Origin of the sequence: Streptomyces acidicola (assembly GCF_009377235.1) — a bacterium.
In the GTDB taxonomy this organism is placed as follows: domain Bacteria; phylum Actinomycetota; class Actinomycetes; order Streptomycetales; family Streptomycetaceae; genus Streptomyces; species Streptomyces acidicola.
In genome coordinates, this window is record NZ_VMNX01000020.1 from 23,525 (window position 1) to 45,147 (window position 21,623).

Consider the following 21,623-nt stretch of genomic DNA (forward strand, 5'->3'; position numbering starts at 1 on the left):
ACGGGACCGACGGGACCGATGGAACCGATGGGGTCGGCGGGACCAGTGAACTCGGCGGGACCAAGGGGGTCCACGGACCCCGCTGAGCCGACGGGAGGCCGCCGCGCCCAGCCGCCCACGGGACAGCCCACCGTTCTGGACAGCTTCCTCGCGTTCTGCCGGGACACCGGGATGACCACCGTCTTCGGCAACCCGGGCTCCACGGAGCTGCGCATGTTCCGCGACTGGCCCGAGGACTTCACCTACGTCCTGGGCCTCCAGGAGTCCGTCGCCGTGGCGATGGCCGCGGGGCACGCGATCGGCACCCGGCGCGCCGCCCTCGTCAGCCTCCACTCGGCCGGAGGGGTCGGCCACGCCCTGGGCGCGGTGTTCAACGCGTACCGCGACCGCGTGCCCCTCGTCGTCATCGCCGGCCAGCAGTCCCGCGCCCTGCTCCAGCTGCGCCCCTTCCTCGGCGCTGACGAACCCGCCCGCTTCCCGCGCCCCTACGTGAAGTTCAGCCGCCAGCCGGACCGCGCCGCCGATGTGCCCGCCGTTCTCGCCGAGGCACACCGCGTCGCGATGACGCATCCGCGCGGCCCTGTCTTCGTCTCCGTCCCCGAGGACGACTGGGACCGGCCCGCCGACCCCGTCACCCCGCGGGTCGTGCACGGCGCGTACACAGCGGGTCCGGAGACGCTGTCCGCCCTTGCCGCGCGCCTCGACACCTGTGAGCGCCCCGCGGTGGTCATCGGTCCAGGCGTCGACGACGAGGACGCGCACGCGCGGGTCCGGGCGTTCGCCGAGCGCACCCGCGCCGCCGTGTGGATCAGCCCGCTGTCGGGCCGCTCCGGTTTCCCTGAGTCGCACCCGCTCTTCCAGGGCTTCCTGCCGCCGGTCGCGGACCAGTTGGCGGCCACGCTGGAGCCGTACGACGTGGTCGTGACCCTCGGCGCACCGCTCTTCACGTACCACGTCCACACACAGGGCCCGCCCCTTTGCCCCGGCACCGAGCTCTTCCACCTGGACTGCGACCCGGGCCAGGCGGCCTGGCTGCCCACGGGCACCAGCATCGTCACGACGCTGAAACCGGCCCTGACCCAACTGGCCGCCCTGGTCAAGGACGCGGACCATCGCGACCCTCCGCCGCCGCGCCGTCTCCCACCCCCGGCACCCGCATCGGGCGACCTGACTCCGGAGCTGGTCTTCGACCTCCTCCGCGAACGACTTCCGCACGACCGCGTCCTCGTGGAGGAGGCCCCCAGCCACCGGGACGCCCTCCACGCGCGCGTGCCGGTCGCCCACGACGGCGGCTTCCTCACCACCGGCAGCGGCGCCCTCGGCTGGGGCCTGCCGCTCGCCGTCGGCCGGGCGCTCGCCGACCGCCGCCGGGTGGTGTGCGTGATCGGCGACGGCTCGGCGATGTACTCGGTGCAGGCCCTGTGGACCGCCGCCCAGCACGGTGCGCCGGTCACGTACGTCGTCCTCGACAACGCCGGTTACGGCGCCGTCCGTGCGCTGGGTCGGCGTATCGCCATCGCCCCGGTCCCCGGCACCGACATCACCGGAATCGACTTCGCCGCGCTTGCCGCCTCCTTCGGCTGCCCCTCGGCGTACGCGGAACGGCCCGGCGAACTCCCTCAGGCCCTCGACCACGCCCTCCACCGAGGCGACGACGAAGGCCCCTTCCTCCTGCACCTCCGCGTCACCGGCACCGAGGGCGCGCTCTACGAACCCTGGGCCAGGTGACCGCACCCCCATGCTCGAACTGCGCAAGCTGAGCCAGTGGTACGGCGACCACGCCGTCCTGAGCGACCTCACGCTCAAGGTCCCCGACGGTGAACTCCTCTGCGTGGTAGGCCCGTCGGGCTGCGGCAAGTCGACCCTGCTGCGTACGATCGCGGGCCTGCTCCCGGCCGCCGAGGGTGAGGTCACGATCGACGGCACCCCGGTGACGGGCGTCCCCGACGGCCTCGCCGTCGTCTTCCAGGACTACGGCCGCTCCCTCTTCCCCTGGCTGTCGGTTCGCGAGAACGTCGCGCTCCCGCTGCGCCGCCGCGGCCTGCCCCGCGCAGAACGCCGGGCCGAGGCCGAGCGCATCCTGGACCGCGTCGGTCTCTCCGGCGCGGCCCGGCGCCACCCGTGGCAGCTCTCCGGGGGCATGCAACAACGCGTGGCCATCGCCCGCGCCCTGGTCTGCCGCCCCTCCCTCCTGCTGATGGACGAACCCTTCGGCTCCCTCGACGCCCAGACCCGCGAGGACCTCGAAGACCTCCTCCTCCAGGTCCACCGCAACGACGACACGACCATCGTCTTCGTCACCCACGACATCGACGAGAGCGTGTACCTGGGTGACCGGGTGATCGCCCTCTCCCCGGGCCCGGGTTCACGCGTGGTCCTGGACCTGCCGGTGCGGCTCCCCGGGGAACGGGACCAGATCGGCACCCGGGGGCTGCCGGAGTTCGTGGAGCTGAGGGCGGAGGTGGGCCGGACGGTGCGGACGCCGGCCGACCCTTCCGGCCTCTCCGGCCCTCCCGGCGCCTGAGGTGCCGTTCGGGTTCCTGTTCAGGCCCCCGTTCACGCGATGGTGTGATCATGTGCCGCCCCGGGGATGGCCGTTGGGGGCCACGGGTAGGGCCCGGCCATGACGCAGCCCTTCGTACTCCCGCACTTCTACATGCCGTACCCCGCGCGGCTGAACCCGCACCTCGACGATGCCCGCGCCCATTCGACCGCGTGGGCGCGGGACATGGGCATGCTGGAGGGCTCCGGCATCTGGGAACAGGCCGACCTGGAGGCGCACGACTACGGCCTGTTGTGCGCGTACACACACCCCGACTGCGACGGCCCGGCGCTCTCGCTCATCACCGACTGGTACGTGTGGGTGTTCTTCTTCGACGACCACTTCCTGGAGACCTTCAAGCGCAGCCAGGACCGCGCCGGCGGCAAGGCATACCTGGACCGGCTTCCGCTCTTCATGCCCCTGGACCTCGCGACGCCCGTACCCGAGCCGGAGAATCCCGTCGAGGCGGGCCTCGCGGACCTGTGGGCGCGCACGGTGCCGTCGATGTCGGCGCACTGGCGCAGGCGCTTCGCGGTCGCCACCGAGCACCTGCTGAACGAGTCGCTGTGGGAGCTGTCCAACATCAACGAGGGGCGGATCGCCAACCCCGTCGAGTACATCGAGATGCGCCGCAAGGTCGGCGGGGCCCCCTGGTCGGCGGGCCTCGTGGAGTACGCGACCGCCGAAGTGCCCGCACCCGTCGCGGAGTCGAGGCCGCTCAGGGTGCTGATGGAGACGTTCTCCGACGCCGTCCACCTGCGCAACGACCTGTTCTCCTACCAGCGGGAGGTCGAGGACGAGGGCGAGCTCAGCAACGGCGTCCTCGTCCTGGAGACCTTCTTCGACTGTACGACCCAGGAAGCGGCCGAGACCGTCAACGACGTCCTCACCTCACGGCTCCACCAGTTCGAGCACACGGCGCTCACCGAAGTCCCCGCGCTGGCCCTGGAGAAGGGGCTCACACCGCAGGAGGCCGCCGCCGTCGCCGCGTACACGAAGGGTCTGCAGGACTGGCAGTCGGGCGGCCACGAATGGCACATGCGGTCCAGCCGGTACATGAACGACAGCGTGACGCGCGGGCCACTGGACCTCGGTGGCGCGGTGCTCTCGGGCCCGGCGCTCATCCGCCGGGCAGGGTTCGGCACGTCCGCCTCCGACATGGGCACGCTGCTCGCCGAGGCCGCGGCGCAGCGGCTGCGCGCCCACGCCCATGTGCCGTTCCAGAAGGTCGGCCCGTCCCTGCTGCCCGACTTCTACATGCCGTTCCAGGCCCGCCTCAATCCCGACCTGGACGGGGCCCGGCAGCGACTCGTGCCCTGGATGCACCACATGGGCATGCTGAGCGAGGGCGTCTGGGACGAGGACAAACTCGCCGCCTGCGACCTGGCGTTGTGCTCCGCGGGCCTGGACCCGGACGGGGGCCCCGAGGCACTCGACCTCAGCGCCCAGTGGCTGGCCTGGGGGACGTACGCCGACGACTACTACCCGCTCGTGTTCGGCGCCCGCCGCGACCTCGCCGCGGCCAAGCTGTGCACCGAGCGCCTCTCGGCCTGCATGCCCCTGGACGGCGAGCCGCCCCTCGTGCCCACGAACGGCATGGAGCGCGGCCTTGTCGACCTCTGGCGGCGTACCACGGCCGAGATGAGCCCGGACGCCCGCCGCGACATGAAGGCCGCGGTGGACGTGATGACCGAGAGCTGGCTGTGGGAGCTGGCCAACCAGATCCAGAACCGCGTCCCGGACCCGGTCGACTACCTGGAGATGCGCCGCGCCACCTTCGGCTCGGACCTCACGCTCCGTCTGTGCCGCATGGGCCACGGGCCCGCCGTCCCGCCGGAGGTGTACCGCAGCGGCCCGGTCCGGTCGCTGGAGACCGCGGCCATGGACTACGCGTGCCTCCTGAACGACTGCTTCTCGTACCAGAAGGAGATCGAGTACGAGGGCGAGGTCCACAACGGCATCCTCGTCGTGCAGACGTTCTTCGGCTGCGACTACCCGACCGCCCTCGGTGTCGTCCACGATCTGATGACCCAGCGCATGCAGCAGTTCGAGCATGTCGCGAAGAACGAACTCCCCGTGGTCTACGAGGACTTCGACCTTCCGGACGAGGCCCGCGCGACCATGGAGGGCTATGTGGCCGAGCTGCGGAACTGGCTGTCCGGCATCCTCAACTGGCACCGCACCGTCCGCCGTTACGACGCCGAGTTCCTTGCCCGCCGCGCCCACGGCTTCCTGCCGGACCGGGCGCCGGCGCTGCCGTTCGCGTGGGGGCCGCAGCCGGTGACTCTCTGACCACCGATCACCGCTGATGACCGCCGATGCCCCCAAAGACCGCCGAGTCGTCACCGGCAACAGGAGTTCAGCGTTCCATTTCGGGCTTTTGAAACTTCTTGTACGGAACGGGATATTCAGGGAACTTCCGTGGGATGTCCGGAGTCTTCTGAGGTAAGGGGAAGAACAGACAACACAGCACGGGGGAGTTCGAGCCTTGACCGACATCATCGAGAGGATCACCGACCACATCACCGAGGAGGCGCTCGCCACGGGGGAGCTGGCGCCGTACGTGACACCGTTGCCCGTCCCGCCCGTTCTGCGGCCGGAGTCCGGCGACGTGCTGCGGGAGACCGAGATCGCGCTGCGTCCCACCTGGGTGCGGCTCCACCCGCAGCTGCCGCCGACCCTGATGTGGGGCTACGAGGGACAGGTGCCGGGCCCGACCATCGAGGTGCGGCGCGGGCAGCGTGTCCGCATCGCCTGGACCAACCGCATCCCCAAGGGCAGCGAGTACCCGGTCACCGCCGTCGAGGTGCCCGTTCGCGCCCCGGGCACCGCGCCGGCCACCACCGAGCCGGGCCGTGAGGGCGTCGAGCCCGACAAGAACGTGGCGGCCCTGCCCGCCTGGTCGGTGACACACCTGCACGGCGCCCAGACGGGCGGCGGCAACGACGGCTGGGCGGACAACGCGGTGAGCTCCGGCGACGCCCAGCTCGCCGAATACCCGAACGACCACCAGGCGGTCCAGTGGTGGTACCACGACCACGCCATGAACATCACCAGGTGGAACGTGCACACGGGCCTGTACGGCACCTACCTCGTCCGGGACGACGAGGAGGACGCCCTCCACCTCCCCCGCGGGGAGCGGGAGATCCCGCTGCTGCTCGCCGACCGGAACCTGGACACGGACGAGGACGGCCGCCTCAACGGCCGGCTGCTGCACAAGACGGTCCGCATCGTGGACGAGCACCCGGAGACGGGCAAGCCGGTCTCGCTGCCCTTCAGCGGCCCGTACGCGACGGTGAACGGCCGCATCTGGCCCTACGCGGACGTGGACGCCGCCTGGTACCGCTTCCGTCTCGTCAACGCGTCGAACGCGCGCATCTACAACCTGGTCCTGGTCGACGAGGACAACAACCCGGTGCCGGGCGTGGTGCACCAGATCGGCAGCGACGGCGGGCTGCTGCCGCGGCCCGTGCCCATCGACTTCACCGGGGACCTGCCCGTGCTGAGCGCCGCCCCGGCCGAGCGCTTCGACCTGCTCGTCGACTTCCGCGCGCTCGCCGGCCGGACGCTGCGGCTGGTCAACAAGGGCCGCGGGCAGGCGCCCGGAGTGCCCGACCCGGTGAATGATGTGCGCTACCCGGAGGTCATGGAGTTCCGCGTCCGCGACCACTGCGAGGAGGACACCTTCGAACTGCCGGAGGTCCTCTCCGGCTCCTTCCGCCCGCTGACCCACGACACCGGGCACGGCCACCGCCTGATCGTGCTGACCGCCCCGGGCACCAAGGGCGGCGGCGGACATCTGGAGATCTGGGAGATGACCGAGGTCAAGGACCCCGGTGAGATCCAGGTCCCCACCGACGGCGTCATCCAGCTCACCGGCGAGGACGGCACCACGAGGACGTACCGCCGCACGGCACGCGCGTTCAACGACGCGCTCGGCTTCACCATCGCCGAGGGCTCCCATGAACAGTGGAGCTTCCTCAACCTCGCCCCGCCTCCGGTCGTGCACCCCATGCACATCCACCTGGCCGACTTCCAGCTGCTCGGCCGTGACGCGTACGACGTCTCCGGCTTCGACCCGGCGATCGGCGGCACGGTGAAACCGATCAGGTTCAACCCGGACACGCGCGTTCCCCTCGCGCCCAACGAGCGCGGCCACAAGGACGTGTTCCAGGTTCCGGGGAACCAGATGCTGCGCGTGATGGGCCGCTTCGACGGGGCGTACGGCAGGTTCATGTACCACTGCCATCTGCTGGAGCACGAGGACATGGGCATGATGCGGCCCTTCGTCGTCCTGCCCGAGGAGGCACTGAAGTTCGACCACGGCACCGGGCACGGCGGCCACGACGGCCACACGGGCTGAGGTCCGCCCTCCGCACCAGTCTCACTCTTTCGTGGATCGTCGCACCGTCGTGCGCCGGGTAGACCGACTCCTGGAGGCGATCGACTGATGGAAGAGACCGTGTTGCGACCGAAGCCCATGCCCGGCCAGGAGTCGGGCGGTGGCGGCCCGTCCGCCCCGTCCGGCCCCGCCCGGCGCCCGCACGCCGCACCCCGCCGCGGGAAACGGCTCGCCACCGCGCTTCTCGCCCTGCTCGCCGCCACCGTCCTGCTCCTGACCGGGGTCGGACTCGGCGCCGTCGGCGCCACCGTCATCGGCATGAGCAAGCTGGCGGAGCTGCGACAGCAGGAGGGCGCGCCCGGTGAGTCCGGCGGGCGGCCGCGTGCACAGCCGCAGCCGGGAGGCTCCACGCTGCTGTCCGACGCCCCCACGTCCGTCGCACAGCAGGGTGGTTCAGCTCCCACCGCCATGAGCACCGCCGTACGGGCCACGCTGGGTGCCGAGGTCGTCGACTCCTCCAGGGGCACGGGCGCGCTCGTCGTGGGCGTCCACGTCCCCGGCCCCGCCCACACCGCGGGCCTCGTCCGCGGTGACGTCCTGCTGGCCTTCGGCGGTACCCGCGTCGCACGGGCCGCCGACCTCGCACGGGCCGTCGCGTCCGCGGACCCCGGCAGACCGGTCAGGCTCACGGTGCGGCACGCGGACGGCACCCGGCAGCTGCTGACCACGGTCCCCGGGGTCGTCACCTGATACCAGCGCCGGAAGGACCCGGTACCTGCCACCTGTTCCGGACGGCCCCGTCACGCCACCCTGAAGTGACTCGTCGACCGCCCCTCGTCGTCGAGCACGTGGAACGCGAGCCCAGGAGGCGCGTCCCGGCCCGTGACCTGTTCGCCATCCCAGGGCCCCCTCGCACCCGAGGCCTTGGCCCGACACACGGCGAAATCCAGGAGAGGACCCAATAACGTGCGTGCGTCAGCTGTCAGTCCATGTCCGCGCCGACAGCGTCCAGTTCCACGTACAGACCGGTGAGCGCACCCCAGTCAACGGTGGCGCGCTCCCTCAGAGGAATCCGCGCGCGCTTCACGGCGGGCCGGGAGATGTCGACGTGGACGCTGGAGTCCCGGAGCCATGAGCCACGCTGCTCAGTTGTCCAACGCTCCCACACGTCCGCCGGCCGGTCCTCTGTCGGCACGACCTGCCAGCCCCCCTCGACCACGGGCCGGGCTTCCAGCTCCGCAATCTCCTGTTCCGTCTCGGCGTACTGACGGCGGAACCTGTCGCGGCCCTCCGGCGTGGCATAGAGACCAGCCTTCCGGTCCTCCTCCAGCTCCGTAAGGAAGGCCCGGAGCCGCTTCAGGTCGGCCCGGGAGTCCGTGCCCCCCACCCACTTCCGCTCTGCGTACAGCGCGTCGCCCAGGGACTCCAAGAAGGTCTCCCGGACGTACTCCTCCACGTCCACGGCCCGCGCTGTGACAGCTCCGTGGCGTTCCCTGTTGGACCCGTAGCACTTGAAGACCGCCACGTCCGACGACTTGGTCCCAGCAGACTTGTTGTAGTGCATGTTCCGGCTGCACTGCCCGCACCGGACCACGGCGTAGAGCCAGTGGCGCCCGGAGGTAGCGGCCCGGCCGGTCACGGCGGGAAGCGACGCGACGGCGAGGTCCCGTTCCTCTGAGGACACGACCGGTTCCCAGACCTCCACGGGGCGGCCGTTCTCCCGGACCAATCGGCTCGTGAGCGGGTCGACCTGGTGGCCCACGATGTTGGGATGCCCCAGGACGTCTCGCACGGACGCCGACGACCACGCGGAGGGCTTGGGGCCTGCTTTGAGGGACGTATGGACGCGAGGGGAGGGAATGCCACGTTCGAGGGTGCACCGCACCTGCCCACCATGATCGGGCTCGCGGCGCTCTGGGCGGTCTACGAGACGGGCTACTACAGCATGTACGTGTGGTTCGTGGGCCGCATGAGGGCCGTGCTGTCCCGCAGCGGTGTGCGCCGGCGTCTGGAGCAGGTCTCCGGAGGCGTTCTGCTGCTGCTCGGGGCGCGGCTGGCCCTGGAGAGCTGACGCCACGCCGCAATCGGCTCGCGCACGCCGCGGGGGAGGGGCAGGATGCTGCCCGTGGACCCTGGGAAACTCCGGACGCACGGAGGAACCGACGCACGGAGGAAACGATGACCGGCACGCCCGAGCCCTTCACCGCCGACGACTACACGGCCCGCATGCGACGCGCGGCACGGGCCGCAGGCGACGCCGGTCTCGACGGCGTCCTGATCGCGCCCGGACCCGACCTGGTGTGGCTGACGGGGTACCGGCCGCCGGAGACGGAGCGGCTGACCCTGCTGGTCCTGCGGCCCGGCGAGGACCCCGCGCTGGTCGTTCCGGCCCTGGAGGCGCCGGACGCGGCGAAGGCGGCGCCGATGCTGGCCCTGCGCGACTGGACCGACGGCACGGACCCCTACGAGACCGCCGCGGACCTCCTCGGCCGCGCCGACCGTACAGGCCGCACCGGCCGCTCCGGTGGTCGCTTCGGTGTCAGCGACAACGCCTGGGCCATGCACCTGCTCGGCCTGCAGAACCGGCTGCCGGACACGGCCTACGTGTCCCTCACCGAGGCCCTGCCGATGCTGCGGGCCGTCAAGGACGCGGCGGAACTCCAGCGGCTGGCAGCCGCCGGCGCGGCCGCCGACGCGGCGTACGAGGAGATCCGAGAGGTTCGCTTCGCCGGACGGCGGGAGACCGAGGTCGCCGCCGATCTCGCCGGCCTGCTGCGGCAGTTCGGACACTCCCAGGTCGACTTCACGATCGTCGCCTCGGGCCCGAACGGCGCCAACCCCCACCACGAGGCGGGCGACCGCGTCATCGAGCGCGGCGACATGGTGGTCCTCGACTTCGGCGGCCTGAAGCACGGCTACGGCTCCGACACCTCCCGTACCGTCCACGTCGGTGAGCCGGACGCCGAGGAGCGCAGGGTGCACGACATCGTGCGCGCGGCCCAGGAGGAGGGCGTCCGGGCGGTCCGGCCGGGCGCCGCCTGCCAGGACGTCGACCGGGCGGCCCGCGCAGTGATCACCGAGGCCGGGTACGGCGAGTACTTCATCCACCGCACCGGCCACGGCATCGGCGTCACGACGCACGAGCCGCCCTACATGGTCGAGGGCGAGGAGCGGCCCCTGGTGCCCGGCATGTGCTTCTCCGTCGAGCCGGGGGTCTATCTGCCGGGCCGCTTCGGGGTGCGCATCGAGGACATCGTGACGGTGACCGAGGACGGCGGGCGCCGCCTCAACACCTCGGAGCGCGAGATGGCGATAGTCGAATGACGCGTACGGCGTGCCCGGTCTCCCGCCGGGCATGCCGTACCGAACGAGCAGCCAGGAGCCCCGACCCCCTCCGGATGACGACGGCGCGACCCATGACCCAGGCACCGCCCCCCACCGCGGACACCGTCCGCCGACTGGCCCGTTCCCTGTTGCCGGGCGGTGGCGGACCCGACGTGCGGCCCGTCGTCGAGGGCGGCGAGCACTCCACCTGGTGGGTCGGCACCCGCCATGTGCTGCGGCTCGCCCAGGACCGCGACCGCGCCGTACGGCAGCGCCGCGAGCTACGGCTGCGCGACCTGGTCCGCCCGCACCTCGGGGTCGCCGTCCCGGTGAGCGTCGCGCACGGCGAGTGGGCGGCCGGCCTGACCTACACGCTCGACACGCGGTTGCCCGGTGGCACCGCCGAGGACCACGACGTCTCCGCCGTCGGCGAGGACGACCTGGCCGGGCTTCTCACCGGCCTGCGCGAGGTTCCCGCCCGGCAGGCCGAGGCGCTCGGCGTCCCGCGTGTCGCGCCACGCTCCCTGGAAGCGATGCGCAGGGCCGCCGCACGGGCCGCCGAACACCTCGCCCAGGCCGACGAGTTCGACCCCACGCGGCTCGCCCAGCTCACCCCGCCCGCCGCCGCCCAGCTCACCGCGCCCTCCCCCGTCCTCGTCCACCACGCCCTCCACGGCGAGCACCTCGTGGTGAGCGCCGACGGCCGGGTGCGCGGCGTCCTCGACTGGACCGGCGCGGTGGTCGGCGACCCCGCCGAGGACATCGCGGGCCTCGCCCACGCCGTCGGAGCCCCGGCCGCGGTGCGCGCCGCCACACTCGCCGGGTACGGCGCCCGCCCCTGTCTGCGCGGCCTGTGGCTGGCTCGCTGCGACACGGTGATCCGCCTCTCCGAGAAGGTCCGGGGCCGCGACGCCGGACCTCTCCCGCTGCTGCGGAAACAGTTGCGGAGGGCATGGGAGGCGATCCTGCTGGAGCGGGTCACGGAGCTGCGGGACGGGCCGGACGAGGCGTTGTAGCCCCTGGGGCTTCGCAAGTGACGTTCGCAGGTGGCGCCGGCCTCAGTCCTGTGTCAGCACCACACACGACTCGCCCGGCACGCTCAACACCCCGTCCGCCCCCGGCGCCCGAACCGGCTCCCACGCGGCCAGCACGCGCGCGTGGCGGACGCCGAGCGGGATCGACGCGGTCTCCCCGCCGAGGTTGACCGCCACCCGGACGTCACCGCGGCGGAACGCGAACCAGCGGGCGTCCTCGTCGTGGGCGACCTTGGTGTCCGCGAGGTCGGGGTCCGTGAGGTCGGGCTGGGCGTGGCGCAGCGCGATGAGCTCCCGGTACCAGGCGAGCACGCGCGCGTGGGGCTCCCTGTCCGGCTCGGACCAGTCGAGACAGGAACGGTCGCGGGTCGCCGGGTCCTGCGGGTCGGGAATGTTGTCGATGTACCCCGGCCGGGGCGTGGCCTCCCCGGCCCAGCCGTGCGCCGCGAACTCACGGCGCCTGCCCTGGCGTACGGCCTCGGCGAGCTCCGGGTCCGTGTGGTCGGTGAAGAACTGCCAGGGCGTGCCCGCCGCCCACTCCTCGCCCATGAACAGCATCGGTGTGAAGGGCCCGGTGAGGACCAGGGCGGCGGCGCAGGCCAGCAGCCCGGGGGACTCCGGCAACAGCGCGGCCGACAGACGGTCGCCCTGGGCGCGGTTGCCGACCTGGTCGTGCGTCTGTGTGTAGCCGAGCAGCCGGTGTGCCGCGAGGCGCGTACGGTCCAGCGGGCGGCCGTGCCGGCGGGCCCGGAACGTCGAGTACGTGTCGTCGTGGAAGAAACCGTCCGTGAGCGTCTTCGCCAGGGCCGCGAAGGGGGCGCGGGCGAAGTCCGCGTAGTACCCCTGGGCCTCACCCGTGAGCGTGGTGTGCAGCGCGTGGTGGAAGTCGTCGTTCCACTGCGCGTGCACCCCGAGCCCGCCCTCCGCGCGCGCGGTGATGACCCGCGGGTCGTTCAGATCGGATTCGGCGATCAGGAACAGCGGCCTGTGCAGCTCGGCGGCGAGCGCGTCCACCGCCGTCGACAGCTCCTCCAGGAAGTGCCGGGCGCGCGTGTCCTTCAGCGCGTGCACCGCGTCCAGACGCAGCCCGTCAAGCCGGTAGTCCCGCAGCCACGCCAGCGCGCTGCCGGCCAGATACGCGCGCACCTCGTCCGAGCCCGGCGCGTCCAGGTTCACGGCCGCGCCCCAGGGCGTGTGGTGCGTGTCCGTGAAGTAGGGGCCGAACGCGGGCAGATGGTTGCCGGACGGGCCCAGGTGGTTGTGCACGACGTCCAGGACGACCCCCAGGCCCAGCTCGTGCGCCCGGTCGACAAAGCGCTTCAGCGCCTCGGGCCCGCCGTACGGCTCGTGCACGGCCCACAGCGAGACACCCTCGTACCCCCAGCCGTGCACTCCGGGGAACGGGCACACGGGCATCAACTGCACATGCGTGACGCCCAGTTCGGCCAGGTGCCCCAGCCGCTCCGCCGCCGCGTCCAGGGTGCCCTCGCGGGTGTACGTGCCCACGTGCAGCTCGTACAGCACCGCACCCGGCAGGGCGCGCCCCGCCCACGGCACCCGCCACGCGTACCGCTCGTGGTCGACCACCGCGCTGGTGCCGTCCGGCCCGTCCGGCTGGCGGCGCGAGCGCGGATCGGGCAGCACGGGGCCGTCGTCGAGCGCGAACCCGTACCGTGTCCCGTCCGTCGCGTCCGCCTCGCCCGTCCACCATCCCGTTCGCTCGGGATCGCGTGTCAACGCGCGCGTGGAGTCCGCGCAATGAAGCGTCACGCGGTCGGCCTGCGGTGCCCACACCTCGAACTGCATGGACGGCTGCTCCTTTGTCGACGCGTCGGCTGATCGTGAGGTAGCCCGTCCATGGTGCGCCACGCACGATCACTTCGCTTTCGAATCGGCCCATTTGCCCCGTGGGACAACCCAGTTGCCGGTGGCGGCCGTTTCCCCGATTTCTGGACACCCCGGCCGCGCTGCCCGACAATCACCAGCGTGACGTCGTCCTTCGAGTTCAACACGTATCCCGCGCGGCTGTCCGACGTGGAGCGCGACCGGGCGCTGAAGGTCCTCCGCGACGGCGTCGCCCTCGGGCGTCTCTCCCACGACACGTTCGTCCGGCGCATGGAACTCGCCCTCGTGGCCCGCCGCTCCGACGAACTCGCCGCGCTCACCGCCGACCTGCCCACCGAGAGCCGCTGGTCCCGGCTGGTGTTCGGCACGGTCGAGTCGGTCTCCGGCTTCACGGTACGGCTGCGCCGGGCCTGGCGGGCCGAGCAGCTCCCCAAGCTGCTGCTGCCCCACGCGGGCAACGGCCATCCCCTGCGGATAGGCCGCGACCCCGCCAACGGGCTGCGGCTCAGCCACGAGACCGTCTCCCGCGTGCACGCCGAACTCAGGCACCAGGGCGGGCTGTGGGTGCTGCGCGACCTCGGTTCGACGAACGGCACGACGGTGAACGGGCGGCGTGTCATCGGCGCTGCCGTCGTCCGGGACGGCGATCAGGTGAGCTTCGGGCGGATGGCGTTCCGGCTCGCCTCCCAGTGATACACGAGGATCACGAGGACGACGAGGACGACGAGGACACGGACGGCTCCCGATCAAAGCTCTGGCCTGGGATTTACTGAGCGAGATACTGAAGTTCCTCTTACCTTCCGTGGTGTTGACGTACCTCCGAAGCCGTGACTGACTGTGCGTACGCCATGCACAACAGGTGAACCGTCGGCGCCACATAGTGGAGGTGTGCCTTGCTGCCCCTCCTCCGCTACCCGACCGTGGACGAACTGGCCGCCCGCGCCGCCGCCCTCGTCGCCCGGCACCCCCGGGACGCCAGGCTGCGCCGTGTGGGGACCTCACGGGCGGGCACGCCCCTGTGGCTGCTCTCCGTCGGCCACGGCAGCCGGCACACCCTCGTCGTCGCCGGACCGCACGCCAACGAACCCGTGGGCGGCGGCACGGTCCTGCGTCTGGCCGAGCGGGCTCTCGCCGAGCCCCGGCTGTGCGAGGACGCCGACGTCACCTGGAACCTGCTGCTGTGCCTCGACCCGGACGGCGCCCGCCGCAACGAGCGCTGGCTGGCGGGCCCGTACACGCTGGGGAACTACTTCCGGAACTTCTTCCGCCCCGGCTTCCTGGAACAGCCCGAGTGGCTCCCCGAGGGCGCGGACGGGGCCGTCCTGCCGGAGACCCGCGCCCTGCTCGACGTCCAGGACGAGCTGCGGCCCTTCTTCCAGTGCTCCCTGCACGGCGTGGACGTCGGCGGCGCCTTCGTCGAGCTGACCCACGACCTGCCCGGCCTCGCCCGGCGTGTCGAGCGGACCGCCGCGCGCCTCGGCGTCCCACGCGAACTCGGCCCCTACGACACCCTCTACTGGCCGAGGCTCGGCCCCGCCGTCTACCGCATCCCGCCACCGAGCCCGGGCGACCGGGTCGCCGCCATAACGGAGGCGGCCGTCGAGTCCACGTGGTTCCACCCGCACCGGTACGGGACGGTGACCGCGGTCGTCGAGGCCCCCATGTGGGGCGTGACATCCGTGGAGATCGCCACGCCGCCCCCGGACGCCGACGCGGTGCTCCGCTCCGTCAGCCGCTCCCTGCGCCGCGACACGGCCCTCCTGGAGGCCCTCCTGGCGCGCGTACGCCCCTCGGTGCGCGGCGGTCCCGACGCCGCCCGCCTCCTCGCGCCGGTGGACGACTATTTACTGGTGGGACCCGACATCGCCGACTCCTGGGACCCCGACACCTACAAGAGCGACGCTCTGCGCCCTCTGCCGCCCCTCGACACGGCCCGTCTGACGGCCCTCGCCATCTCGGCCCGCCGGGTGGCCCTGCGCACGGCGGGACTGCTGCACCAGCTCGTGACCCGCGCCGGACAGGACCCGTCCGGCGCGCTGCCCGACCTGGACCGGCTCATCGACGAATGGTGCGCCGACTACCGGGACGGCTTCGGGGCGCGGTGGATTCCGGTCGCGCGCCAGGTGGAGTACCAGTCGCGGGTGGTCGTCGCCGCGTTCGAGCTGGCAGGGCGGCACGCGCGCGTGGACTCGCATTCGGGTGAGCGGGGCTGGGGCTCGCAGCCCGCCGTGCCGATGCACAGGGAATGACGCACCACATTCCGCACGCGGTACGCACCGCCCTGCCGGTGGCCCTCGCCCTCCTCGCGCTGGGCTCGGCCCCGGCCCATCCGGCGCCCCGGGAGACCGTTCCCGGCAACTGGCTCTACGTCACGGTCGCCCAGGGCGACGTCGCCCGGTCCCGGGAGGTCCGGGGCACGCTGCTGCTCTGCGGTCCGCCCCAGGGCCACCGGCACGCCGTCCGGGCCTGCGAGGAGCTCCGGGATGCCGACGGCGACATCGCCCGCATCCCGCCCAAGAACACCTACTGCCCGATGGTCCACGCCCCCGTCACCGCGTCGGCGCGCGGCCAGTGGGACGGCCGGACGGTCGCGTACACGAAGACGTTCTCCAACGCCTGTCTGATGGGAGCGAACACGGGCGCCGTGTTCGCGCTCTCGGAGCCCGGCGAGGGGAGACACGCGGCGAAGGAGGCGCAGGGTCCGCGTGCGCGGCCCGCCCTCGGACGCCCGCCCACGCGCGCGTACGGCCCGGCATGACCCACGCGCGCGTACGGCCCGGCGTGGCCCGCGCGCGCGTGAGCCACGCTCAACGGGCACGCTCCGCTCGCGGGTATGGGTAGTACCGCCAGGCCGGATCGTCGTCCTGGTCTATCCGCGTCTATCCGCGTCTATCCGCGGCGCTCCTCGTGGACGCGTTCGAGCAGTGCCACGGGCATCCGGTCGAAGAGCTCCGCCACACGTACGTGCCCCGTGAACTCCCGCTCCGGAGCGAGGACGTCGGCCCACCGCCCCGGAGGCAGCGCCAGCCGGGTCCCGCGCCAGCCGCCCGCGTCGGCCAGCCGCAGCGACAGCCGGGTGACGGCCGCGACGACCTCACCCGAGCGCACGAAGGCGACACAGTGCGCCGCGCCCGGCCCTTCGGCGGTCAGCGGCCCGTACGTCGCTGTCTCCCCGAAGGCGCCGGGCCGCCGGCCGCGCAACCGCAGGGCGGCCGTGGTCAGCCGGGACTTCTCCGAGGGCTGTTCTTGGGGCGTGAACGGCTCCCGGTTGTCCGGGTCCACCAGTGCCCGGTACTCGCCCTCCGTGCCCTGATAGACGTCCGGCACGCCCGGCATCGTCAGATGGACCAGGGCGGCGCCCAGGACGTTCGCCCGCACATGGGGCTCCAGGCCACTCCTGAGGGCGGCCATACGGGTGTCGCCGCTCGGGCCCCGCGCCACGAAGGCGGCCACCGCCTGCTCGTACGCGGGGTCCTGCTCGGTCCAGGACGTGTACAGCCCGGCCTCCCGCACATGCTTGAGCAGCGCCCCCTGGAGGCGCTCCGCGGAGGCGGGGCCCAGCCCGAACGCCGTCTGCCAGGCGGCCCACGCCAGCTGCGGGTCGGGCATGCCGGGACCCTCACGGGTCACCTCGGCCAGCACCTCGGCCCACCGCTGCGGGCACTCGGTGAGCACGGTCAGCGCGGCACGTACGTCGGCGCTGCGCTTGGTGTCGTGCGTCGACAGGACGGTGCCCGTGGCGGGCCAGTCGCGCTGCACGCGCGCGCAGTAGGCGTGGAAGCCCTCCGGAGCGACGGCCGGGCCGCCCGGGTCGCCGCCCACCTCGTTCGCCGACAACAGCGGTACGTAGCGGTAGAACGCCGTGTCCTCCACGGACTTGGCGCGCAGCGCGGACGCGGTCTGCGCGAACCGGGTCCGCAGCTCCATGCCCTCGGGCCCCGCACCGGCCCGCCCGAGCAGCAGGTTCCGTACGGTGTCGACGGCCCGGGACTCCTCCGGCACCGTGAAGACCGTGCGTGCCTCGGCCGCGGCCTCCTCGGTGACGACCAGGGCGGCGTCCCCGGACGTGTACGGCCGGTACACCTCCAGGCGCACCAGCAGTTCGACGAGGGCCGTGCGCAGCGCCCAGGGGGCGTGGTCGTGCAGGGCGGGGTCGGGTGAGCGGTCGCACAACCGGTGCGCCGCGCGCGTGAGACGGTCGACCTCCGTGGCCAGCTCATGGCCCAGCACCTTGTACGCGGCGCGCCGCACCGTCGACTCCCAGTGGCCGCCCCGGTCGGTCCCCGGCGCCGCGAACCGCCGGTACTGGCCGAGGAGTTCACCGACGCCCGCCGGATCGGCGAACAGCCCGTCCACGTGCCGCAGCGCGTCGTACCCGGTGGTGCCCGCGACCGGCCAGGCGGCGGGCAGCGGCTCGCCCTCCGCGAGGATCTTCTCGACGACCGTCCAGCGCCCGCCCGTCGCCTCGTGCAGCCGCCGCAGATACCCGTCCGGATCGGCGAGCCCGTCGGGATGGTCGACCCGCAGTCCGTCGACGACCCCCTCGTCCAGCAGCTGAAGGATCTTCGCGTGCGTGGCGTCGAACACCTCCGGGTCCTCCACCCGCACCCCGATCAGCTCCGAAATGCTGAAGAACCGCCGGTAGTTGAGCTCGGTACGGGCCAGCCGCCACCACACCGGCCGGTACCACTGCGCGTCCAGGAGCTGCGGCAGGGGCAGCTTCTCGGTCCCCTCGCGCAGCGGGAACACATGCTCGTAGTAGCGCAGCTCCTTCCCGTCCACCACGAGCTGGTCGATCTCCGTGCCGAGCGGACCGCCCAGCACCGGCAGCAGCACCTGCCCGCCTCGCACGTCCCAGTCGATGTCGAACCACCGCGCGTACGGCGACCCCGGGCCCTCCCGCAGCACCTCCCACAGCGGCCGGTTGTGCCGGGGGGCCATCGCCATGTGGTTCGGCACGATGTCCACGACCAGCCCGAGGCCGTGCGCCCGCGCGGTACGCGCCAGTGACCGCAGCGCCTCCTCCCCGCCCAGCTCGCCCCGCACGCGCGCGTGGTCCACCACGTCGTACCCGTGCGCGGAGCCGGGCACGGCCTCCAGCACCGGCGACAGGTGCAGATGCGACACACCGAGCGAGGCCAGATACGGCACGGCCGCCTCCGCCGCGCCGAAGGGGAACTCCGGTTGCAGCTGGAGGCGGTAGGTGGCCAGGGGCACGGTGGGTGACGTCATGGAAACCTACGTACCCGCTCGGCACGGGAACCTGCGCACCCGCTCCCCCAAGGGCGTGTTTCGAAAGTCCCGTCGTACGCCCGAAGGGCGGGCCCCGCGGCGGCGATGGGGGTCCCCCGCGCGAGCGAAGCCGAGCGTGCGTGCCAGGCGTCGCGGGGCAGGCGGGACTTTCGAAACACGCCTAGGGCCTACGCCGGCCGCTGCAGCACCGTCAGGCTCCGGTCCACCAGCGTCAGGCTGTCCCCCGCCTGCACCTTGGCTCCCGTCTGTGGTGGTACGCCGTCCGGGCGGGAGGTGTCGACGACGACCTGCCACTGGCGGCCGTGGTCGACCGGGATCAGGAAGTCCAGTGCCTTGGGGGAGGCGTTGAACAGCAGCAGGAACGAGTCGTCGGTGATGCGCTCGCCGCGGGTGCCGGGCTCGGAGATCGCGTTGCCATTGAGGAAGACGGTGAGCGCCGACGCCTGGGCCGAGTCCCAGTCCCGCTGCGTCATCTCCTCGCCCACCGGGGTGAACCAGGCGATGTCGGAGAGGTCGTCGTGGGTGCCCTCCACCTGGCGCCCGTGGAAGAAGCGGCGCCGCCGGAGCACCGGGTGGTCCAGGCGCAACCACACCATCGCGCGCGTGAAGTCCAGCAGATCACCGAAGACGCCGCCGTCCTCGCCGGGCCACGGCACCCAGGACAGCTCGCTGTCCTGGCAGTACGCGTTGTTGTTGCCGCGCTGGGTGCGCGCGAACTCGTCGCCGTGGCTGAGCATCGGCACGCCCTGGGACAGCATCAGCGTGGCGATGAAGTTCCGCATCTGGCGGGCGCGCAGCTCCAGGACCGCGGGATCGTCCGTCTCGCCCTCCGTGCCGCAGTTCCAGGAGCGGTTGTGGCTCTCCCCGTCGCGGTTGTCCTCGCCGTTGGCGTCGTTGTGCTTGTCGTTGTAGGCGACCAGGTCGTGCAGCGTGAACCCGTCGTGGCAGGTCACGAAGTTGATCGAGGCCAGCGGGCGGCGGCCGTCGTCCTGGTAGAGGTCCGAGGAGCCCGTGAGACGGCTCGCGAACTCCGCCAGTGCGCGCGGCTCGCCCCGCCACAGGTCCCGTACCGTGTCCCGGTACTTGCCGTTCCACTCGGTCCACAGCGGCGGGAAGTTGCCCACCTGGTAGCCGCCCTCGCCGACGTCCCACGGCTCGGCGATCAGCTTCACCTGGGAGACCACCGGGTCCTGCTGGACGAGGTCGAAGAACGACGACAGCCGGTCCACCTCGTGGAACTGCCGGGCCAGCGTCGCCGCCAGATCGAAGCGGAACCCGTCCACGTGCATCTCGGTCACCCAGTACCGCAGCGAGTCCATGATCAGCTGCAGCACGTGGGGCGAGCGCATGAGCAGGGAGTTTCCCGTACCCGTGGTGTCCATGTAGTAGCGCGGGTCGTCCGCGAGCCGGTAGTACGACGGGTTGTCGAGGCCCCTGAAGGACAGCGTCGGGCCCAGGTGGTTGCCCTCCGCCGTATGGTTGTAGACCACGTCCAGGATGACCTCGATCCCGGCCTCGTGCAGCGCCCGCACCGCGGACTTGAACTCCAGCACCTGCTGCCCGCGGTCACCCCAGGACGCGTACGCGTTGTGCGGGGCGAAGAAGCCGATCGTGTTGTAGCCCCAGTAGTTGTTCAGGCCCAGGTCCACCAGCCGGTGGTCGTTCACGAACTGGTGCACCGGCATCAGCTCCAGCGCGGTGACACCCAGTTCGGTCAGGTGCTCGATGACCGCCGGGTGCGCCAGGGCCGCGTACGTGCCGCGCAGCTCCTCCGGCAGCTCGGGGTGCCGCATGGTCAGACCCTTCACATGGGCCTCGTAGATCACCGTGTGGTGGTACTCCGTGCGCGGCCGCCGGTCATCGCCCCAGTCGAAGTACGGGTTGACCACCACCGACGTCATCGTGCGCGGCGCCGAGTCGAGGTCGTTGCGCTCCTCGGGCGCCCCGAAGTGGTAGCCGTACACCTCCTCGCCCCACGTGACCGAGCCGCTGATCGCGCGCGCGTACGGGTCCAGCAGCAGCTTCGCGGAGTTGCAGCGCAGGCCGCGCTCCGGCGCGTACGGTCCGTGCACGCGGAAGCCGTACCGCTGTCCGGGCATGATCCCGGGCAGGTACGCGTGCCGTACGAACGCGTCCGTCTCCCGCAGCTCCACCGCCGTCTCCGAGCCGTCGTCGTGCAGCAGGCACAGTTCGACTCGGTCGGCGGCCTCCGAGAAGACCGCGAAGTTAGTGCCGGCGCCGTCGTACGTGGCACCGAGTGGATACGCCTGTCCAGGCCAGACCTGCATGGATACGACTCTTCCAGTTGCGCCGTGCCCGTGGGGGCGACTCCCGGCCGAGTCTCCCTCAAACTGATGGAACCACCTATGACTTACGTCCCTCTTACCGACCGACCAGCGCATACGCGGTATGCCGAACGAGCGGGACCCATGGACCCCTGGGTGACTCCGGGGGAGTAGGGGGAATTGTGCGGAAGATAGTGCACCGCCACCTGGGGAAGGTGGTGGCGGGCGGGGCCATCGCGGTGGCCGGGACAGCTGTGATGGTGGGGATCACGCTGCCGGGGTCGGTCTCCGCCGACGAATCCGGCAGCACCAGGCAGCAGGCCGCCCAGCAGGCGGGACAGGCGGGGCAGGGGCAGGGACAGGGTGCGGTGCAGCCCGGTGTCGTCGAGGCGGCTCCGGCCGAGGGGGACAAGGGGACGGGCCGTGACCCGCTCACCGACGACGAGATGGAGCGCGTCGAGCGCATCGCCCTGAACCCGCAGCTGCTCCGCAGCGGAGAGAACGCCGAGGGCGAGCGCGGCCCCGAACGCATCAACGTCGAGCTCGCCGAGCCGGACGCGGACGAGCTGGACGACCCGGGCGCGCCCCGCCGCGCCGAAGCCGCGTTCTACGACTACAAGAACGACACGCTCGTCACCAGGACCATCAACCTCGACACCGGCAAGGTCGAGCAGACCGGCACCCAGCGCGGAGTGCAGCCGCCGTTCAGCCGTACCGAGACGGTCGAGGCCGCCCAGCTCCTGATCGCCGACCCGCTCGGAGCCGGCCTGAAGGCCGACTACAAGGACGCCACCGGCAAGGAACTCACCTCGCCCGACCAGCTGGTCCTCAGCGGCATGGTCTTCCGCGCGGACGCGGGCACCAAGCCCGACACCCTCGCCAAGTGCGGCGAGCAGCGGTGCCTGCGGCTCTTCAGCAAGGTCAAGAACGGACCCTGGATCGACACCCGCGCCTTCATCATCGACCTGAGCACCCGCAAGGTCGCCAAGCTCGGCTGA

At 72.1% G+C, this 21,623-nt stretch carries 15 protein-coding genes and 1 pseudogene; 12 read left to right on the forward strand and 4 right to left on the reverse strand.

What is annotated here, in order from left to right; all coding sequences use genetic code 11:
- The first annotated feature begins 45 nt into the window (after positions 1-45).
- The 5 genes from mdlC to FPZ41_RS08855 all read left to right on the forward strand — a co-directional run bounded on the left by mdlC (position 46) and on the right by FPZ41_RS08855 (position 7,634).
- Positions 46-1,728, forward strand: coding sequence for a benzoylformate decarboxylase (mdlC, locus tag FPZ41_RS08835; RefSeq protein WP_407698764.1), 1,683 nt, complete (start codon positions 46-48; stop codon positions 1,726-1,728).
- 10 nt (positions 1,729-1,738) lie between these two features.
- Complete coding sequence (locus FPZ41_RS08840) at positions 1,739-2,524, forward strand: ABC transporter ATP-binding protein (RefSeq protein ID WP_152860752.1); 786 nt, start codon at positions 1,739-1,741, stop codon at positions 2,522-2,524.
- Positions 2,525-2,623: 99 nt separating this feature from the next.
- Positions 2,624-4,834, forward strand: a complete 2,211-nt coding sequence (cyc2, locus tag FPZ41_RS08845) for a germacradienol/geosmin synthase Cyc2 (RefSeq protein WP_152860754.1) — start codon at positions 2,624-2,626, stop codon at positions 4,832-4,834.
- A 196-nt stretch (positions 4,835-5,030) separates the two neighbouring features.
- The gene (phsA, locus tag FPZ41_RS08850; RefSeq protein WP_152860756.1) at positions 5,031-6,905 is read left to right on the forward strand and encodes an O-aminophenol oxidase PhsA; all 1,875 of its coding nucleotides are present in this window, start codon (positions 5,031-5,033) and stop codon (positions 6,903-6,905) included.
- Between the two features lie 99 nt (positions 6,906-7,004).
- Entirely contained in the window at positions 7,005-7,634 is a 630-nt protein-coding gene (locus FPZ41_RS08855; protein ID WP_407698762.1) for a PDZ domain-containing protein, read from the forward strand.
- Between the two features lie 232 nt (positions 7,635-7,866).
- On the opposite strand, the gene FPZ41_RS08865 is transcribed toward FPZ41_RS08855, so the two are convergent.
- Entirely contained in the window at positions 7,867-8,646 is a 780-nt protein-coding gene (locus tag FPZ41_RS08865) for a zinc ribbon domain-containing protein (protein WP_152860760.1), read from the reverse strand.
- A gap of 108 nt (positions 8,647-8,754) precedes the next feature.
- Here FPZ41_RS08865 and FPZ41_RS08870 point away from each other — a divergent pair.
- The 3 genes and pseudogenes from FPZ41_RS08870 to FPZ41_RS08880 all read left to right on the forward strand — a co-directional run.
- A pseudogene (locus FPZ41_RS08870) lies at positions 8,755-8,955 on the forward strand (LysE family translocator); the annotation flags it as partial.
- Between the two features lie 107 nt (positions 8,956-9,062).
- Positions 9,063-10,208, forward strand: a complete 1,146-nt coding sequence (locus FPZ41_RS08875) for an aminopeptidase P family protein (RefSeq protein ID WP_152860762.1) — start codon at positions 9,063-9,065, stop codon at positions 10,206-10,208.
- Positions 10,209-10,300: 92 nt separating this feature from the next.
- A complete protein-coding gene (locus tag FPZ41_RS08880; protein ID WP_152860765.1) occupies positions 10,301-11,224 on the forward strand; it encodes an aminoglycoside phosphotransferase family protein in 924 nt (307 codons plus the stop codon).
- Between the two features lie 42 nt (positions 11,225-11,266).
- On the opposite strand, the gene treZ is transcribed toward FPZ41_RS08880, so the two are convergent.
- Entirely contained in the window at positions 11,267-13,048 is a 1,782-nt protein-coding gene (gene treZ / locus FPZ41_RS08885; protein WP_152860767.1) for a malto-oligosyltrehalose trehalohydrolase, read from the reverse strand.
- A 180-nt stretch (positions 13,049-13,228) separates the two neighbouring features.
- On the opposite strand from treZ, the gene FPZ41_RS08890 reads away from it, so the two are divergent.
- The 3 genes from FPZ41_RS08890 to FPZ41_RS08900 all read left to right on the forward strand — a co-directional run bounded on the left by FPZ41_RS08890 (position 13,229) and on the right by FPZ41_RS08900 (position 15,845).
- A complete protein-coding gene (locus tag FPZ41_RS08890) occupies positions 13,229-13,780 on the forward strand; it encodes a DUF1707 and FHA domain-containing protein (RefSeq protein ID WP_322619985.1) in 552 nt (183 codons plus the stop codon).
- A gap of 200 nt (positions 13,781-13,980) precedes the next feature.
- Positions 13,981-15,336: a M14 family zinc carboxypeptidase gene (locus FPZ41_RS08895; RefSeq protein ID WP_152860771.1), complete on the forward strand. Its 1,356-nt coding sequence runs from the start codon at positions 13,981-13,983 to the stop codon at positions 15,334-15,336.
- Entirely contained in the window at positions 15,333-15,845 is a 513-nt protein-coding gene (locus FPZ41_RS08900) for an SSI family serine proteinase inhibitor (protein WP_152860773.1), read from the forward strand. The genes FPZ41_RS08895 and FPZ41_RS08900 overlap by 4 nt, the downstream gene beginning before the upstream one ends.
- A gap of 131 nt (positions 15,846-15,976) precedes the next feature.
- On the opposite strand, the gene treY is transcribed toward FPZ41_RS08900, so the two are convergent.
- Together treY and glgX are read right to left on the reverse strand one after the other, a co-directional pair.
- Positions 15,977-18,319 (reverse strand): malto-oligosyltrehalose synthase, encoded by a 2,343-nt coding sequence (gene treY / locus FPZ41_RS08905; protein ID WP_152860775.1) that lies wholly within the window; start codon positions 18,317-18,319, stop codon positions 15,977-15,979.
- A 188-nt stretch (positions 18,320-18,507) separates the two neighbouring features.
- Positions 18,508-20,628, reverse strand: a complete 2,121-nt coding sequence (gene glgX, locus FPZ41_RS08910) for a glycogen debranching protein GlgX (protein ID WP_152860777.1) — start codon at positions 20,626-20,628, stop codon at positions 18,508-18,510.
- A gap of 179 nt (positions 20,629-20,807) precedes the next feature.
- Between glgX and FPZ41_RS08915 the strand changes: the two genes are divergently transcribed.
- The gene (locus FPZ41_RS08915; RefSeq protein ID WP_322619986.1) at positions 20,808-21,623 is read left to right on the forward strand and encodes a Tat pathway signal sequence domain protein; all 816 of its coding nucleotides are present in this window, start codon (positions 20,808-20,810) and stop codon (positions 21,621-21,623) included.

Coding starts and splice junctions, on each gene's coding strand:
- treZ (WP_152860767.1), bottom strand. CDS start 13,048: ATGCAGTTCGAGGTGTGGGCACCGCAGGCCGACCGCGTGACGCTTCAT.
- cyc2 (WP_152860754.1), top strand. CDS start 2,624: ATGACGCAGCCCTTCGTACTCCCGCACTTCTACATGCCGTACCCCGCG.
- FPZ41_RS08875 (WP_152860762.1), top strand. CDS start 9,063: ATGACCGGCACGCCCGAGCCCTTCACCGCCGACGACTACACGGCCCGC.
- FPZ41_RS08900 (WP_152860773.1), top strand. CDS start 15,333: ATGACGCACCACATTCCGCACGCGGTACGCACCGCCCTGCCGGTGGCC.
- FPZ41_RS08840 (WP_152860752.1), top strand. CDS start 1,739: ATGCTCGAACTGCGCAAGCTGAGCCAGTGGTACGGCGACCACGCCGTC.
- FPZ41_RS08880 (WP_152860765.1), top strand. CDS start 10,301: ATGACCCAGGCACCGCCCCCCACCGCGGACACCGTCCGCCGACTGGCC.
- glgX (WP_152860777.1), bottom strand. CDS start 20,628: ATGCAGGTCTGGCCTGGACAGGCGTATCCACTCGGTGCCACGTACGAC.
- treY (WP_152860775.1), bottom strand. CDS start 18,319: ATGACGTCACCCACCGTGCCCCTGGCCACCTACCGCCTCCAGCTGCAA.